Consider the following 16471-nt stretch of genomic DNA (forward strand, 5'->3'; position numbering starts at 1 on the left):
CTCAGCTCTTCAGGACGGCCTGCTTGACCTCGGCGATGGCCTTCGTGATCTCGATGCCGCGCGGGCACGCCTCGGTGCAGTTGAAGGTCGTGCGGCAGCGCCACACGCCCTCCTTGTCGTTGAGGATGTCGAGGCGCACGTCGCCCGCGTCGTCGCGCGAGTCGAAGATGAAGCGGTGCGCGTTGACGATCGCGGCCGGGCCGAAGTACTGGCCGTCGGTCCAGAACACGGGGCACGACGACGTGCACGCGGCGCACAGGATGCACTTGGTGGTGTCGTCGAAGATCTCGCGGTCGGCGATCGACTGGAAGCGCTCCTTGCCGGGCTCGGGCTTCGAGCTCGAGATGAGGAAGGGCTTGACCTCGCGGTAGGCCGCGAAGAACGGCTCCATGTCGACGATGAGGTCCTTCTCCAGCGGCAGACCCTTGATCGCCTCGACGTAGATCGGCTTGGAGATGTCGAGGTCCTTGATGAGCGTCTTGCAGGCCAGGCGGTTGCGGCCGTTGATGCGCATCGCGTCGGAGCCGCAGATGCCGTGCGCGCACGAGCGGCGGAAGGTCAGCGAGCCGTCGACCTCCCACTTGATCTTGTGCAGCGCGTCGAGCACGCGGTCGGTGGAGTACAGCTCGACGTCGTAGTCGACCCAGCGGGGCTCGGCGTCGACCTCCGGATCGAAGCGGCGGATGATGAAGGTGACCAGGAACGACTGGACGGCGGACTCACCGCCGCTCTGCGCGGCGGCATCCTGCTCGACGGTCTCTTCGACGATGGCGGTCGACATCAGTACTTCCTCTCCATCGGCGGGTAGTTCAACTCACCCTGCTCGTTCTTCGTGAACACGACGGGCTTCCAGTCGAGCTTGATGTGGTCCTCGGGCACCGGCGAGTGCGGGTCGCCCGTGAGGTAGGCCATCGTGTGCTGCATGTACTTCTCGTCGTCGCGGTCGGGGTAGTCCTCGCGCATGTGACCGCCGCGGCTCTCGCGGCGGTTGCGGGCCGCGTAGGCGACGATCTCGGCGAGGTCGAGCAGGAAGCCCAGCTCGACGGCCTCGAGCAGGTCGGTGTTGAACCGCTTGCCCTTGTCGTCGACGTGGATGTTCTTGTAGCGCTCGCGCAGGTCGTGGATCGTGCCCAGGACGTTGGTCAGGGTCTCCTCGGTGCGGAACACCTGCGCGTTGGCGTCCATCTCGTCCTGCAGCTTCTTGCGCAGCACGGCGACGCGCTCGCCGCCGGCGTTGTTGCGCAGGCCCTCGAGCATGTCGCGCACTTCCTTGGCCGGGTCCTCCGGCAGCGGCACGAACTCGGCGGTCTGGACGTACTCGACGGCGTTGCGGCCGCTGCGCTTGCCGAACACGTTGATGTCGAGCAGCGAGTTGGTGCCGAGGCGGTTGGCGCCGTGCACCGAGACGCAGGCGCACTCGCCCGCGGCGTACAGGCCCGGGACGACGGTCTCGTTGTCGGCGAGCACCTCGCCGCTGTTGTTGGTGGGGATGCCGCCCATCGCGTAGTGCGCGGTGGGCATCACCGGCACCGGCTCGACGACCGGGTCGACGCCCAGATAGGTGCGCGCGAACTCGGTGATGTCGGGGAGCTTGGTCTCCAGCACCTCGGCGCCCAGGTGGGTGCAGTCGAGGTAGACGTAGTCCTTGTGGGGGCCGGCGCCGCGGCCCTCCAGCACCTCCTTGACCATGCAGCGCGCGACGATGTCGCGCGGCGCGAGGTCCTTGATGGTGGGCGCGTAGCGCTCCATGAACCGCTCGCCGGAGGCGTTGCGGAGGATCGCGCCCTCGCCGCGGGCGCCCTCCGTGAGCAGGATGCCGAGGCCGGCGAGGCCGGTCGGGTGGAACTGGAAGAACTCGATGTCCTCCAGCGGCAGGCCCTTGCGCCAGATGATGCCGACGCCGTCGCCCGTGAGGGTGTGCGCGTTGGACGTCGTCTTGTAGATCTTGCCGAAGCCGCCGGTCGCGAAGATCACGGCCTTGGAGTGGAAGACGTGCAGGTCGCCCGTCGCGAGCTCGTAGGCGACGACGCCCGCGATCCCGGTCTTGCCGTCGTCGTCCTTCACCGTGATGAGGTCGAGCGCGTAGAACTCGTTGAAGAAGTTGATGCCGAGCTTGACGCAGTTCTGGAACAGCGTCTGCAGGATCATGTGGCCCGTGCGGTCGGCCGCGTAGCACGCGCGGCGCACGGGGGTCTTGCCGTGGTCGGCCGTGTGGCCGCCGAAGCGGCGCTGGTCGATCTTGCCCTCGGGCGTGCGGTTGAACGGCAGGCCCATGTTCTCGAGGTCGATGACGGCGTCGATCGCCTCCTTCGCGAGGATCTCCGCGGCATCCTGATCGACGAGGTAGTCGCCGCCCTTCACGGTGTCGAAGGTGTGCCACTCCCACGAGTCCTCTTCGACGTTCGCCAGGGCCGCCGCCATGCCGCCCTGCGCCGCACCGGTGTGCGAGCGCGTCGGGTAGAGCTTGGTGATCACGGCGGTCTTCGCGCCGGGCCCGGCCTCGATCGCCGCGCGCATGCCGGCGCCGCCGGCGCCGACGATGACGATGTCGAACTGGTGGTAGTGCACGCCGTTCTTGACGACGGATTCGCTGGTCTGGGTGCTCACGTGAACAAAACGCCTTACGTCGTGGTCGACTCGATTAGTGGATGTCCAGCGCCTGGCACTGCTGCCAGAAGGCGCTGTCGCTCGTGACGCCGTTGCAGGGGTCGAAGGCGAACACGACGAGCGTGCCGAGCAGGATGAGAAGACCCGCGACGATCCAGAGCGCCCACACGAGGGTCGCGCGCACCTTGGCGCCGGTCACGTAGTCGTTGATGATGGTGCGCATGCCGTTGGCGCCGTGGATGAGGGCGAGCCAGAGCATGAGGATGTCCCACCACTGCCAGAACGGGTTCGCGAGCTTGCCGGCCACGAAGCCCCAGTCGATGGCGTGGATGCCGTCGCCCACCATGAGGTTCACGAAGAGGTGGCCGAAGATGAGCACCACCAGCAGCACGCCCGAGACGCGCATGTAGATCCAGCCCCACTTCTCGAGGTTGGAGCCCTTCTTGCGCACCTCTGCGGAGCGCGGGGCGGCGAGGGACTCCCCTTGCTGAGAGTTCAGTGCGGTCATCAGTGGCCTCCCCATCCGGCGGCGAAGACGATCGAGAGGTGGCGCACGGCGAACCCGCCCACCGTGACGGCCCAGACCGCCAGCACGCCCCACCACAGCTGACGCTGGTGGCGCGTGGCCCACGGCCAGATGTCGACGGCGATGATGCGCAGTCCGTTGAAGGCGTGGTAGACGATCGCGGCGACGAGCACCGTCTCACCCAGGCCCATGATCGGGTTCTTGTACGTGCTCATGACGGCGTTGTAGGCCTCGGGAGTGACCCGGATCAGTGCCGTGTCGAGCACGTGCACGAGCAGGAAGAAGAAGATGGCGATGCCGGTGATGCGATGCAGCACCCACGACCACATGCCCTCGTTGCCCCGGTACAGGGTTCCGCGCGGGGCACGGGATGTGGTTTCTGCTACCGACGGTGTGACGCGTGTTGGTGCAGACACGGTCGTCCTCCTTGGTGTGAACGGACACCCCGTCACGGCGGTCGACCTGCTTTGGTCATAGCGATGACTCCACCGTCGCGCACGGGCGCATTCACATCTTATTCTCGGTTTCGGGCGGAGGCGAGGAAGGGCACCCTAACTTCTCTCGATATCGAGAGAAATCGCGCCGGGATCCGCCTGTAGCCTGGGGGACTGTGATGCGACCGATCGACGATTTCTATGCCGTGATCCCCGCCGGAGGGGTGGGGAGCCGGCTCTGGCCGCTGTCGCGGGCCGACGCGCCGAAGTTCCTGCACGACCTCACCGGGTCGGGGTCGTCGCTCCTGCGCGACACGTGGGACCGCCTCGAGCCGCTCACGGGGGCCGACCGGATCTCGGTCGTCACGGGGCGCGCGCACCGCGCCGCCGTGGAGGCGCAGCTGCCCGGCATCCCCGACAAGAACGTCTTCCTCGAGTCGGAGCCGCGCGACTCGGCCGCCGCGATCGGCCTGGCGGCCGCGATCCTGCACCGCCGCGAGCCCGACGTCATCATCGGCTCGTTCGCCGCCGACCACGTCATCCGGGGCACGCGCGTGTTCGAGTTCGCGGTGCGCGACGCCGTCGAGGTGGCGCGCGAGGGGTACATCTGCACCGTCGGCATCACGCCGAGCGAGCCGGCCGTCGGGTTCGGCTACATCAAGCGCGGCGGCGAGCTGATCGTCGACGGAGCGCGGGAGGCCGCGCTCGTGGAGCGCTTCGTGGAGAAGCCCGACCTCGACACGGCCAAGCAGTATCTCGCCGAGCGGTCGTACCTGTGGAACGCGGGCATGTTCATCTCGCGCGCCGACGTGCTGCTCGCCGAGATCGAGGCGAACGACGCCGAGCTGCACGCGGGCCTGCTCGAGCTCGCCGAGGCGTGGGACGACCGCGACCGGCGCGGACCCGTCGTCGACCGCGTGTGGCCGCGGCTGCCGAAGATCGCGATCGACTACGTCGTCGCCGAGCCGGCCGCCGACAAGGGGCGCCTCGCCGTCGTGCCCGGGCACTTCGACTGGGACGACGTGGGCGACTTCGCGAGCCTCGCCAAGCTCAACTCCGGCGGGCGCAAGGACAACCTCGCGATCCTGGGGGAGAACGCGCGCATCCTCGCCGACGCCTCCAGCGGCATCGTCGTGAGCCACACGCAGCGCATCATCAGCCTCATCGGCGTCAAGGACATCGTCGTGGTCGACACCCCCGACGCGCTGCTCGTCACGACGAGCGAGCACGCCCAGCGCGTGAAGCACGTCGTCGACGCCCTCAAGCTCAGCGGGCGCGGCGAGGTCCTGTGACCCCGCCACCCGCTGGTTGAGTAGCCGCCGAAGGCGGCGTATCGAAACCCGTGTAACGGTCCGTGGCATGGATCTCGATACGCCCGCGCTGCGCGCGGGCACTCGATCAGCGGGGTGGAATGCCCCCTCATCCCTCCCGCTCTCCCTTCCGCTGGTTGGGGACGGCGCCTCTCCTCACCTCGCTCCACCCCGCTGGTTGAGTAGCCGCCGCAGGCGGCGTATCGAAACCCGTGCAACGGGCCGCGGGATGGATCTCGATACGCCCGCGCTTCGCGCGGGCACTCGATCAGCGGGGTGGGGGGACGGTCCCTCATCCCTCCTGCTCTCCCTCCTGCTGGTTCTGCTGGTTGAGGGTGGTGCTTCTTCTCTCCTCGCCCCGCTGGTTGAGTAGCCGCCGCAGGCGGCGTATCGAAACCCGTGTAACGGTCCGCGGGATGGATCTCGATACGCCCGCGCTGCGCGCGGGCACTCGATCAGCGGGGCGGGAGGGAGAAGGGGAGATCTGGCCAGCGGACGTCGCGTCTATTGCGGGTTTGTAACCATTGCTCGCGAACTGTTTGGGCAGGGTGCCCATCCAGCGTCACAATCGGTAACGTTTCTGCTGATCCCCGCGATGTGCGCGGGGCGACGCGTTGTGGAGGCAGTTTTGACCATCTCGACCACCAAGAAGCTCCTCGGCATCGGCGGTGCCGCGGTGCTCGTCGCAGCGCTCGCCGGCTGCGGCGCCGCGCCCGAGGACACGCCCGCGGGCACGAGCCCCGCCGAGTCGTCGGCCCCCGCCGCCGCCGACGATTTCCTGCCCTGCCTCATCTCCGACGCGGGCGGCTGGAACGACAAGTCGTTCAACCAGTCGGCGAAGGAGGGCATGGACCGCGCGGCCGCCGAGCTCGGCATCACGCCGCTCGAGTTCGAGTCGACGACCGACAACGACTACGCGCCCAACCTCGAGACGGCCGTCTCGGAGGGCTGCTCCCTCATCGTCTCGGTCGGCTTCAAGCTCTCGGCCGCGACGATCGAATCGGCGCTCGCCAACCCCGAGCTGAACTACGCGATCATCGACGACTGGGCCGACGGCGACTTCGACGGCACGGTCGACGCGCCCAACATCAAGCCCCTCGTCTTCGACACCGCCCAGGCCGCCTACCTCGGCGGCTACGCCGCGGCCGCGTGGTCGGCGCAGTCGGAGGTCAGCAAGGTCGGCACCTTCGGCGGCATGCAGATCCCCTCGGTCGCCGTGTTCATGGACGGCTTCCAGCTCGGCGTCGAGAAGTACAACGAGGAGAAGGGCGCGAGCGTGCAGCTCTTCGGCTGGGACATGGCCGGCCAGGAGGGCGCGTTCACGGGAGGCTTCGACGCCAACGACACGGCGAAGCAGACGGCGCAGACCGTGCTCGACCAGGGCGTCGACGTCATCCTCCCCGTCGGCGGTCCCATCTACCAGAGCGCCGCGGCGGCCATCGCCGACGGCGGCCTGTCGACGCTCATGCTCGGCGTCGACAGCGACCTCGCCGTCGCCGACACGAGCGTCGCCGACATCACGCTCGTGTCGATCATGAAGGCGATCGACCAGGCGGTCTACGACGCGACCATCAGCGCGGCGGGCGGCGAGTTCGACCCGGCGCCGTATGTCGGCACGCTCGAGAACGAGGGCGTGAAGCTGTCGAGCTTCCACGACTTCGAGTCGCAGCTGCCGGCCGGCCTGCTCGACGAGCTGGCCGCGCTCGAGGAGCAGATCATCGCGGGCACCATCACGGTGGAGTCCCCGAACTCCCCGTGATCGTCTGAGATCCACCGCTCGGGGCGAGCAGCCAGACAGCTGCTCGCCCCGAGCGTTCCACGGCAACGGCATCGCCCTCCCGCGATCGAGGGCTACTGGGTAGGGTGCACATATGAAGCTGGAGCTCCGCGGAATCACCAAGAGATTCGGCAGTCTCGTCGCCAACGACCACATCGATCTGATCGTCGAGCCCGGCGAGATCCACGCGCTCCTGGGCGAGAACGGCGCGGGCAAGTCGACGCTCATGAACGTGCTCTACGGCCTCTACCAGGCGGACGAGGGCGACATCTTGCTCGACGACGTCGTGCAGCACTTCCGCGGACCCGGCGACGCGATGGATGCCGGCATCGGCATGGTGCATCAGCACTTCATGCTCGTGCCCGTCTTCACGGTCGCCGAGAACGTCATGCTCGGCCACGAGCAGACCCGGGCGCTCGGCGCCCTCGACATCCAGAAGGCGCGCGAGCATGTTCGCACCGTCGCGGCGCGATTCGGGTTCGACATCGACCCCGATGCGATCGTCGGCGACCTGCCGGTCGGCGTGCAGCAGCGCGTCGAGATCATCAAGGCGCTCTCGCGCGACGCGCGGGTGCTGGTCTTCGACGAGCCGACCGCCGTGCTCACGCCGCAGGAGACCGACGAGCTCATGGGCATCATGCGGCAGCTGCGCGACGAGGGCACCGCGATCGTCTTCATCACGCACAAGCTGCGCGAGGTGCGCGAGGTGGCCGACCGCATCACCGTCATCCGGCTCGGCAAGGTCGTCGGCGAGGCGTCGCCCACCGCGACGAACGCCGAGCTCGCGTCGCTCATGGTCGGCCGCGCCGTCGAGCTGACCGTGCACAAGGACCCGCCGCGCATCGGCGAGGGAGGCCTGGAGATCAGCGACCTGCGCGTCGTCACCGCCGGCGGAGCCGTCGTCGTCGACGGCGTGAGCCTCGCGGTGCGGCCCGGCGAGGTGCTCGCGGTCGCCGGCGTGCAGGGCAACGGGCAGACCGAGCTGGTCGAGGCGATCGTCGGCCTCGCCCCGCGGGTCGAGGGCTCGATCCGGCTCGACGGCGCCGAGCTGGTCGGCAGGAGCGTGCGGGCGATCCTCGACGCCGGCGTCGGGTTCGTGCCCGAGGACCGCAAGGAGGACGGCCTCGTCGCGGGCTTCTCGGTCGCCGAGAACCTCATCCTCGACCGTTCGAGCGACCCGGCGTTCTCGGGCGCCGGCACGATCCGGCGCGCCGTGCTCGACGCGTTCGCCCGCGAGCGCATCGCCGAGTACGACATCCGTACCCAGGGACCGGACACCCCGGCCGGCACGCTCTCCGGCGGCAACCAGCAGAAGGTCGTCATCGCCCGCGAGATGAGCCGGGAGCTGCGGCTGCTCGTCGCGGCCCAGCCGACGCGCGGCGTCGACGTCGGCTCGATCGAGTTCATCCACAAGAGGATCGTCGAGACGAGGGATGCCGGCATCCCTGTCGTGGTCGTCTCCACGGAGCTCGACGAGGTGGCCGCCCTCGCCGACCGCATCGCGGTCATGTACCGCGGGCGCATCGTCGGCATCGTCCCGGGGGACACGCCCCGCGAGAGGCTCGGACTCATGATGGCCGGTGCGGCCGAACCGGAGGTGGCCGCGTGACCGACACGACGACCGAGACCCCGCCGCCCCCGCGCGGCAACGTCATCCTCAAGGAGATGCTGCGCGGCAGCGCCGTGACCACGATCCTCGCGTTCGTGCTGGCCATGCTCGTCGGCGGCGTGCTCATCGCCGTGACCAACGACGAGGTGCAGCGCACGGCGGGCTACTTCTTCGCCCGCCCCGGCGACACGATCGCGGCGATCTGGCACGCCGTCTACAACGGCTACGAGGCGCTCTTCCGCGGCGCCGTGTTCAACCCCCGCGGCAAGGACTTCGCGACCCAGATCCGGCCCCTCACGAACTCGCTCGGCTTCGCCGCGCCGCTCATCGCCGCCGGCCTCGGCGTCGCGCTCGCCTTCCGCGTGGGCCTGTTCAACATCGGCGCGCGCGGCCAGATGCTCATCGGCGTCGCGGTCGCGGGCCTGCTCACCTTCTCGCTCGACCTGCCGATGTGGCTGCACATCCCCGTGACGCTCGTCGCGGGCATCGCGGGCGGCGCGATCTGGGGCGGCATCGTGGGCATCATCAAGGCCCGCACGGGCGCGCACGAGGTGATCCTCACGATCATGCTCAACTACGTCGCGTTCTACCTGCTGCTGTGGATGATCCGCACGCCCTCGCTGCTGCAGAAGCCCGGCTCCAACCAGCCGATCTCCGCGCCGACCCCGGCGAGCGCGCAGTTCCCGGAGCTGTTCGGCGAGCGCTTCCCGCTGCTCGACTGGGGCTTCATCGTCGTCATCGCCGCGACCGTGTTCGTGTGGTGGCTCGTGGAGCACTCGTCGCTCGGCCTGCGCATGCGGGCCGTGGGCGAGAACCCGCACGCGGCGCGCGCGGCCGGCATCAGCGTGCAGCGCGTCTACATCTACGCGATGCTGTTCGCCGGCGGGCTCGCGGGCCTCGCCGGGATGAACCAGATCCAGGGGGCGGTGAACTCGGGCATCACCGAGAGCATCGACGCCGGGATCGGGTTCGACGCGATCACCGTCGCCCTGCTCGGCCGCAGCCGCGCGTGGGGCACGTTCGCGGCGGGCATCCTGTTCGGGGCGCTCAAGGCGGGCTCGTTCTCGATGCAGGCCCAGGGGATCCCCGTCGACATCGTGCTCGTCGTGCAGTCGCTCGTCGTGCTGTTCATCGCGGCGCCGCCACTGCTGCGCGCCGTGTTCTTCCTGCCCCGCACCGATCTCGAGAAGGCCGCCCGGGCCCGCGCCAAGGCGGCCCGGCGACGGCCCGAGCCCGCAGACGACAAGGCGGTGGCCGCATGACCCCCACGTCCGCTCCCGGCGCCGCCGGCGCGTCGTCCGGAGGCGCCGGGCCCGCGGGCACGTCGCTCGCCCCCACCGAGGCGGCCGACGGCACGGTGCAGCTCGCGACCGTGCGGCAGCGGCGCCTCAAGGTGCCCGTCTCGTTCGCCGTGGTCACCGTGCTGCTCGCGGTGCTCTTCGTCGCCGTGCCGCGCGGCGGGACCAGCACCTTCCGGCTGAGCGACGCGTCGTCGGCGCTCGCGCTCGGCGACGTCGCGCTGCCGACGGGGCCCACGAGCTGGGGACTGCTCGTCGTGCTCGTCGCGCTGTCGGCGTGGGCGTTCGTCGACGCGTGGGCGTATCGCCGCCCCCGGACATGGCTCGTCGTCGTGTTCGGCGTCATCGGCGTCTTCGCCTTCCTGGTCTGGGCCGCGGCGGGCGGCCTGGTGCCCGTGACCAGCCTGCTCTTCGGCGCCGTGTCGCTCTCGGTGCCGCTCGTGTTCGGCGCGATGGGCGGCGTCATCGGCGAGCGCGCGGGCGTCGTCAACGTGGCGATCGAGGCGCAGCTGCTGCTGGGCGCCTTCACCGCCGCGCTGCTGTCGAGCATCACCAAGAACCCGTTCGTCGGCCTGCTCGGCGCGATGCTCGGCGGTGTGCTCGTCGCGAGCGTGCTCGCCGCCTTCGCGATCAAGTACCTCGTCGAGCAGGTGATCGTCGGCGTCGTGCTGAACGTGCTCGTCGCGGGCCTCACCGGCTTCCTCTACGGGGCGCTGCTCGTGCCGAACGAGCAGGAGCTGAACCGCCCCGTGCGCTTCACGCGCATCGAGATCCCGCTGCTCAGCGACATCCCGATCATCGGGCCCGTGCTGTTCAACCAGACGTTCATCGTCTACCTCATGTTCCTCACGGTCGCGGCCGTCGCCTGGGGCCTGTACCGCTCGAAGTGGGGCCTGCGCCTGCGCGCCGTCGGCGAGCACCCGCAGGCCGCCGACACGGTCGGCATCAAGGTCAACCCGACCCGGTTCTGGAACGTGCTGCTCGCGGGCGCGATCGCGGGCACGGGCGGCGCGTACTTCACGCTCGTGTCGGTGCCGCAGTTCGGCAAGGACATGACGGCCGGCCTCGGCTTCATCGCGCTGGCCGCCGTGATCTTCGGCCGCTGGGACCCGCTCCGCGCCGCGCTCGCGGCGCTGCTGTTCGGCTTCGCGACCAACCTGCAGAACCTGCTGACGATCCTCAAGACGCCGATCCCGGGCGAGTTCATGCTCATGCTGCCCTACGTCGTGACGCTCATTGCGGTCGCCGGGTTCGCGGGGCAGATCCGCGGGCCGGCCGCCGTCGGCAAGCCGTACATCAAGGGATGAGCGCCGTGACCGACATCGACTGGGACGAGCTGCGCCGCACCGCGGTCGCGGCGATGCAGCGCGCCTACGCACCGTACTCGCGCTATCGCGTGGGCGCGGCCGCGCTCGTCGACGACGGCCGCGTCGTCGCGGGCTGCAACGTCGAGAACGCGTCGTACGGCGTCGGTCTGTGCGCCGAGTGCGCGCTCGTGGGCGACCTGCACATGTCGGGCGGCGGGCGCCTGGCGGCGTTCGTGTGCGTCAACGGCGAGGGCGAGACGATCATGCCGTGCGGACGCTGCCGGCAGCTGCTGTACGAGTTCGCGCAGCCCGGCATGCTGCTGCAGACGGTCTCCGGCATCCGCACGATCGACGAGGTGCTGCCGGACGCCTTCGGCCCCCGCGACCTCGAGGCCGCGCAGGCCGGTCCGACCACGCAGGGAGAACGATGAGCGAGCCCTTCGACGCCGTCGACGTCATCCGCACCAAGCGCGACGGCGGCGCGGTGCCCGAGCCCGCGCTGCGCTGGATGATCGACGCCTACACGCGCGAGTACGTCGCCGACGCGCAGATGGCGTCGTTCGCGATGGCGGTGCTGCTCAACGGGATGACGCGCGACGAGATCAGGGTGATGACGGATGCCATGATCGCGTCGGGCGAGCGGATGGATTTCTCGGGCCTCGGCAAGCCGACCGTCGACAAGCACTCCACGGGCGGCGTCGGCGACAAGATCACGCTGCCGCTCGCCCCGCTCGTCGCGTCGTTCGGCGTCGCGGTGCCGCAGCTGTCCGGCCGCGGGCTCGGCCACACCGGCGGCACGCTCGACAAGCTGGAGTCGATCCCGGGCTGGCGCGCGGCGCTGTCGAACGACGAGATGTTCGCGCAGCTGCAGGACGTCGGCGCGGTCGTCTGCGCCGCCGGCTCGGGTCTCGCCCCGGCCGACAAGCGGCTCTACGCGCTGCGCGACGTCACGGGCACGGTCGAGGCGATCCCGCTGATCGCGTCGAGCATCATGTCGAAGAAGATCGCCGAGGGCACCGACGCCCTCGTGCTCGACGTGAAGTTCGGGTCGGGCGCGTTCATGCAGGACGTGGAGAAGGCGCGCGAGCTCGCGCGCACGATGGTCGCGCTGGGCACCGACTCGGGCGTGGCGACGACGGCGCTGCTCACCGACATGAGCACGCCGCTCGGCCTCGCGATCGGCAACGCCAACGAGGTGCGCGAGTCGGTCGAGGTGCTCGCGGGCGGCGGGCCCGCCGACGTCGTCGAGCTCACGGTCGCGCTCGCGCGCGAGATGCTCGCCCTCGCGGGCCGCCCCGAGGCCGACGTCGAGGGCGCGCTGCGGAACGGCCGGGCGATGGACGCATGGCGGGCGATGATCCGGGCGCAGGACGGCGATCCCGACGCCCCGCTGCCCACGCCGCGCGAGACGCACACGGTGGTGGCCGAGGACTCCGGCACCGTGCGGCGCATGGAGGCGCTGCCGTTCGGCATCGCGGCGTGGCGGCTCGGCGCGGGGCGCGCCCGGGCGCAGGACCCGGTGGTGCACGCGGCGGGCATCGACCTGCACGTCAAGCCGGGTCAGACGGTGACGGCCGGTCAGCCGCTGTTCACCCTCGTGGCGGATGATGAGAGCCGGTTCCCGCGGGCGCTCGACGCCGTGCGGGGGGCCTACGATATCGGAGCGGATCTCGGCGCGGCATCCGCGCCGCTCGTGCTCGAACGCATCACCGCCTGACCCTGACGACGAGGAGAACCCCCATGACCACCGATCCGACGTTGCAGGGCGTGTCGATCCGCTCGCTGCCGAAGGTGTCGCTGCACGATCACCTCGACGGCGGCCTGCGCCCCCAGACGATCATCGAGCTGGCCGACGAGGCGGGCGTCGAGGTTCCCTCCGACGACGCGGGCGAGCTGGCCGACTGGTTCGAGGAGCGCAGCGACTCGGGCTCGCTCGTGGAGTACCTGAAGACGTTCGACCTCACCACGGCCGTGATGCAGACCGCCGACGGGCTGCGCCGCGTGGCCCGGGAGTTCGTCGAGGACCTCGCCGCCGACGGCGTCGTCTACGGCGAGGTGCGCTGGGCGCCCGAGCAGCACCTGCGCGACGGGCTCACCCTGGAGCAGGCCGTCGAGGCCGTGCAGGAGGGCATCGAGGAGGGCGAGGACGCCGTGGCCGGCGGCGACCGCGACATCCGCGTCGGCCAGCTCATCACGGCGATGCGTCACGCCGACCGCTCCCTGGAGATCGCGAAGCTCGCCGTGGCGTTCCGCGGCCGCGGGGCCGTCGGCTTCGACATCGCGGGCGCCGAGGACGGCTTCCCGGCGTCGAGGCACCGCGCCGCGTTCGACTACCTGGCATCCGAGTTCTTCCCCGTCACGGTGCACGCGGGGGAGGCCGCGGGGCTCGACTCGATCCGCTCGGCGCTGCTCGACGGACGTGCTCTGCGGCTCGGTCACGGCGTGCGCATCGCGGAGGACCTCACGGTCGTCGACGAGGAGTTCGACGAGGTGCGCGTGCAGCTCGGCGACCTGTCGCGCTGGGTGCGCGACCGCGAGATCCCGCTGGAGCTGTCGCCGTCGTCGAACCTGCAGACCGGCGCGATCGCCGCGTGGGGCACGAAGCTCGTCGACCACCCGTTCGACCTGCTGTACCAGCTGGGCTTCGCCGTCACGGTCAACGTCGACAACCGGCTGCAGAGCCGCACGTCGCTCACGCGCGAGCTCGCGCTGCTGGTCGACGCGTTCGAGTACACGCTCGACGACCTGGAGGCCTTCCAGCTCAACGCCGCCGCGGCGGCGTTCCTCTCCGTCGAGGAGCGCGAGGAGCTCATCGAGATCGTCGCCGACGGCTTCAGCTCCTAGCCGCCGTCGGGCGCGTGCCCGCACTCCTCCGTTTCGCGTCACACACGCCGGTTCCGGCCGGATCTGGTGCGCCGCCGCGTCGAATCGGAGGAGTTCGGGCGCGCGGCCGGTCGCGGCCCCTGCGCCACGACCTCCTTCATCGCCGCGAGGGTCTCCTCACGGTGGTGCAGGATGTCCTCGGCGATCGGCCGTACCGTCGTGTAGCCCGCCCGGGCCGCCGCGATGTCCCGCTGCCGATCCTTCTTCTGCTGCTCCCAGCCCTCGTGGTGCGCTCTGCTGTCGCACTCCACGATGAGCCATCCGTCGACGACGAGATCGACGCGACCCACCGCCGGAATCACCACCTGAAGATCGACGTGGCATCCGAGGCTCCGCAGGATGAGCCGCATGATCGTCTCCGATCCCGACTCCGCTCGCCGGTCGAGCAGCCGCCGGAGCGACGCGTAGCGCCGCGGCAGCCGTGCGAACACGGCCGCCACCGACTCCTCGTCGACGAGTCCCAGGTGCCAGGCGCTGTCGATCGTCGCCAGGGCATCCCGGATGCCCTGGCATCGCACCGACTGGGCCAGCGCCTCGACGAGGTCCGCGGTGAGCGCCGCCCGCGGACACGACGACTCCCGCCAGTGCGCGATGACGTCGGCGGTGCGCGGAGGCAGCCGGCTCGCGCCTCTCTCCACCTGCACGTGCAGCGCGGGCGCGTCGAGGACGAAGACGCCGAGGGCGTGCAGGAGCGAGAGGCAATCGAGGCGGGCGCCCAGACGGGCCGCCTGGAGCAGCTTGCTCGGGAGGTCAGCCGTGACATAGCGGCCTTGACGCACCCGCACGAGTCGCTCGGCCTGCACGAGTCGTCGCCGCTCGGATCGTGTGATCCCCTGGCCCACGAGGTCGGCGGGGGTGAGATACGCGGCCGTCAGGATGCGTCCGGCTTGTTCGGCAAGGAGCAGCGGCGTCATCCCGCCACTCTCGCCTGCGCGGGGCCGCGGTGGAGGCCGATTCCGCGATCTGTGGAGAACTCAGGCGCCCGAACTCCTCCGATCCGCGTGCGATACCCGGAAACACCCCTCCGATCCGCGCGATCGGGCGCGGATCGGAGGAGTTCGGTACGGGCGGCTCAGGCGGTGAGCTCCGACCGGCGGGCCGCGACGGCGGCGGCGACGGCGGCGAAGAGGGGATGCCCGGGCTCCAGGCCGGTCACCGAGGCGGTGAGCGACTCGGCGTCCTCGTCGCGCAGGCGGCGCTGCAGCTCGGCCGACTGCTCGTCGGACGGGTCGTCGAAGCGCAGCGCGGCGGCGATCGCGGCGAGCAGGCCGTCGACGGCGAGGCCCCGCTCGGCGGCCTCCGCGGCGGGACCGACGAACCGCTCGTGCCGCGAGAGCTTGCGCAGCGGCTGCCGCCCGACCCGACCGACCGTGTCGGGCAGCTCCGGGTTCGCGAAGCGCCGCAGGATCGTGGCGCGGTAGTCGGCGAGCTCCGCGGGGTCGAGCCCGTGCTTGGCGACGAGCAGCGCCGACGTCTCCTCCAGCGCCCGCGCGACGCGGGCCGCCACGCCGGCGTCGGCGAGGGCGTCGGAGATCTTCTCGGCGCCCTCCTGCGCCCCGAAGTACGCCGTCGCCGCGTGCCCCGTGTTGACCGTGAACAGCTTGCGCTCGATGTACGGAGCGAGGTCGTCGACGAAGTGCGCGCCCGGGATGTGCGGCGGGGCGTCGCCGAACGGCCGCCGCTCGATCGCCCACTCGTAGAACGGCTCGACCGTCACGTCGACGCCCGCGCCCGCGGGCTGCGCGGGCACGATGCGGTCGACGGCGGTGTTCGCGAACACGACGTGCGCCGAGAGCGCGTCCCACGCGGCGCCGGCCAGCGTCACGATCTCCTCGCGCAGCTGGTCGGTCGCGCCGATCGCGTTCTCGCACGCCATGACCTGCAGCGGCGCGCGGCGCGGGTCGCGCAGCGCGAGCCCCGCGAGGATGTGCGGGGCGACGAAGCGCAGCACGGTGGGGCCGACCGCGGTCGTGACCACGTCGGCCGTGGCGATCTCGTCGATGAGCGCCTGCGTGTCGGTCGCGCTGTTGATCGCCCGGAATCCCGTGACGGTCTTGTCGGTGCCGCCCTCGCCGACCTCGTGCACGGTGTACGACGACGCCGCGTTGATCGCGTCGACGAGCGGCGCCGCGACGTCGGAGAACACGAGCTCGTATCCGCCCTCGTGCAGCAGCAGCCCGACGAAGCCGCGCCCGATGTTGCCTGCCCCGAAGTGGACGGCCTTCATCGCTCGTTGACTGCCGCGAGCTTCGCGAACAGCTCCTCGACGGTCGTCGCCTGCTTGAGCGCGGCGACCTCGTCCTCGTCGGAGAAGAGGATCGCGATCTGCGACAGGATCTCGAGGTGCTCGTCGCCCTTGCCCGCGATGCCCACGACGAACGTCACGGGCTGGCCGTCCCAGTCGACGCCGCCGTCGTAGCGCACGAACGACAGCGCGGAGTCGAGGATCGCGGCCTTCATCTCGTTCGTGCCGTGCGGGATCGCCAGCTCGTTGCCCATGTACGTCGACACCGTCTGCTCGCGCTCCTGCATCGCGGCGAAGTACTCGCTCGTGACGGCCCCCGCCGCCTCGAGGATGTCGGCCGCCTCGCGCATCGCCTCGAGCTTCGAGACCGACCCGGGGTGGATGCGCACCTGGCCGGGGGTCAGGACGTTCTCTGCCATGTCATTGCTCCGTTCGTGGAGGGATGGGATGCCGCGGAGGCGGGAACGGCGACGCG

Annotated in this window: 15 protein-coding genes; 8 read left to right on the forward strand and 7 right to left on the reverse strand. The window is 70.5% G+C overall.

The annotated features are described in order from the left end of the window. Window position 1 precedes the first annotated feature (1 nt). The 4 genes from AOA12_RS05140 to sdhC are packed head-to-tail and all read right to left on the reverse strand — an operon-like array spanning window position 2 to window position 3549. The gene (locus AOA12_RS05140) at window positions 2-781 is read right to left on the reverse strand and encodes a succinate dehydrogenase iron-sulfur subunit (RefSeq protein ID WP_054680947.1); all 780 of its coding nucleotides are present in this window, start codon (window positions 779-781) and stop codon (window positions 2-4) included. Continuing rightward, on the reverse strand, window positions 781-2607 hold the full coding sequence (gene sdhA / locus AOA12_RS05145; protein ID WP_054680948.1) for a succinate dehydrogenase flavoprotein subunit: 1827 nt from the start codon (window positions 2605-2607) through the stop codon (window positions 781-783). Before sdhA ends, AOA12_RS05140 begins: the two co-directional genes overlap by 1 nt. Window positions 2608-2641: 34 nt before the next feature. Next, the gene (locus tag AOA12_RS05150) at window positions 2642-3115 is read right to left on the reverse strand and encodes a succinate dehydrogenase hydrophobic membrane anchor subunit (RefSeq protein ID WP_054680949.1); all 474 of its coding nucleotides are present in this window, start codon (window positions 3113-3115) and stop codon (window positions 2642-2644) included. After that, window positions 3115-3549 (reverse strand): succinate dehydrogenase, cytochrome b556 subunit, encoded by a 435-nt coding sequence (gene sdhC, locus AOA12_RS05155; protein ID WP_082405961.1) that lies wholly within the window; start codon window positions 3547-3549, stop codon window positions 3115-3117. Before sdhC ends, AOA12_RS05150 begins: the two co-directional genes overlap by 1 nt. Window positions 3550-3746: 197 nt before the next feature. Between sdhC and AOA12_RS05160 the strand changes: the two genes are divergently transcribed. From AOA12_RS05160 to AOA12_RS05195, 8 genes are all read left to right on the forward strand, one after another. Continuing rightward, the gene (locus AOA12_RS05160) at window positions 3747-4859 is read left to right on the forward strand and encodes a mannose-1-phosphate guanylyltransferase (RefSeq protein ID WP_054680951.1); all 1113 of its coding nucleotides are present in this window, start codon (window positions 3747-3749) and stop codon (window positions 4857-4859) included. A gap of 646 nt (window positions 4860-5505) precedes the next feature. After that, entirely contained in the window at window positions 5506-6636 is a 1131-nt protein-coding gene (locus AOA12_RS05165) for a BMP family lipoprotein (RefSeq protein ID WP_054680952.1), read from the forward strand. A gap of 112 nt (window positions 6637-6748) precedes the next feature. Beyond that, window positions 6749-8263, forward strand: coding sequence for an ABC transporter ATP-binding protein (locus tag AOA12_RS05170; protein WP_054680953.1), 1515 nt, complete (start codon window positions 6749-6751; stop codon window positions 8261-8263). A gap of 56 nt (window positions 8264-8319) precedes the next feature. After that, entirely contained in the window at window positions 8320-9525 is a 1206-nt protein-coding gene (locus tag AOA12_RS05175; RefSeq protein ID WP_054686794.1) for an ABC transporter permease, read from the forward strand. Then, window positions 9522-10868: an ABC transporter permease gene (locus AOA12_RS05180; RefSeq protein ID WP_082405966.1), complete on the forward strand. Its 1347-nt coding sequence runs from the start codon at window positions 9522-9524 to the stop codon at window positions 10866-10868. Before AOA12_RS05175 ends, AOA12_RS05180 begins: the two co-directional genes overlap by 4 nt. 5 nt (window positions 10869-10873) lie before the next feature. Next, window positions 10874-11299, forward strand: coding sequence for a cytidine deaminase (locus tag AOA12_RS05185; protein WP_054680954.1), 426 nt, complete (start codon window positions 10874-10876; stop codon window positions 11297-11299). Beyond that, complete coding sequence (locus AOA12_RS05190; protein ID WP_054680955.1) at window positions 11296-12585, forward strand: thymidine phosphorylase; 1290 nt, start codon at window positions 11296-11298, stop codon at window positions 12583-12585. Before AOA12_RS05185 ends, AOA12_RS05190 begins: the two co-directional genes overlap by 4 nt. Window positions 12586-12608: 23 nt before the next feature. Continuing rightward, a complete protein-coding gene (locus tag AOA12_RS05195; RefSeq protein ID WP_054680956.1) occupies window positions 12609-13712 on the forward strand; it encodes an adenosine deaminase in 1104 nt (367 codons plus the stop codon). A 38-nt stretch (window positions 13713-13750) separates the two neighbouring features. Here AOA12_RS05195 and AOA12_RS05200 read toward each other — a convergent pair whose 3' ends face one another. The 3 genes from AOA12_RS05200 to AOA12_RS05210 form a co-directional block, all read right to left on the reverse strand. Further along, window positions 13751-14665, reverse strand: coding sequence for a DUF559 domain-containing protein (locus AOA12_RS05200; RefSeq protein ID WP_054680957.1), 915 nt, complete (start codon window positions 14663-14665; stop codon window positions 13751-13753). A gap of 158 nt (window positions 14666-14823) precedes the next feature. Then, complete coding sequence (locus AOA12_RS05205) at window positions 14824-15978, reverse strand: mannitol-1-phosphate 5-dehydrogenase (protein WP_054680958.1); 1155 nt, start codon at window positions 15976-15978, stop codon at window positions 14824-14826. After that, window positions 15975-16415, reverse strand: coding sequence for a PTS sugar transporter subunit IIA (locus tag AOA12_RS05210; RefSeq protein WP_054680959.1), 441 nt, complete (start codon window positions 16413-16415; stop codon window positions 15975-15977). The genes AOA12_RS05205 and AOA12_RS05210 overlap by 4 nt, the downstream gene beginning before the upstream one ends. Between the last annotated feature and the right edge of the window lie 56 nt (window positions 16416-16471).

The sequence above is a fragment of the Microbacterium sp. No. 7 genome (assembly GCF_001314225.1).
GTDB lineage: Bacteria > Actinomycetota > Actinomycetes > Actinomycetales > Microbacteriaceae > Microbacterium.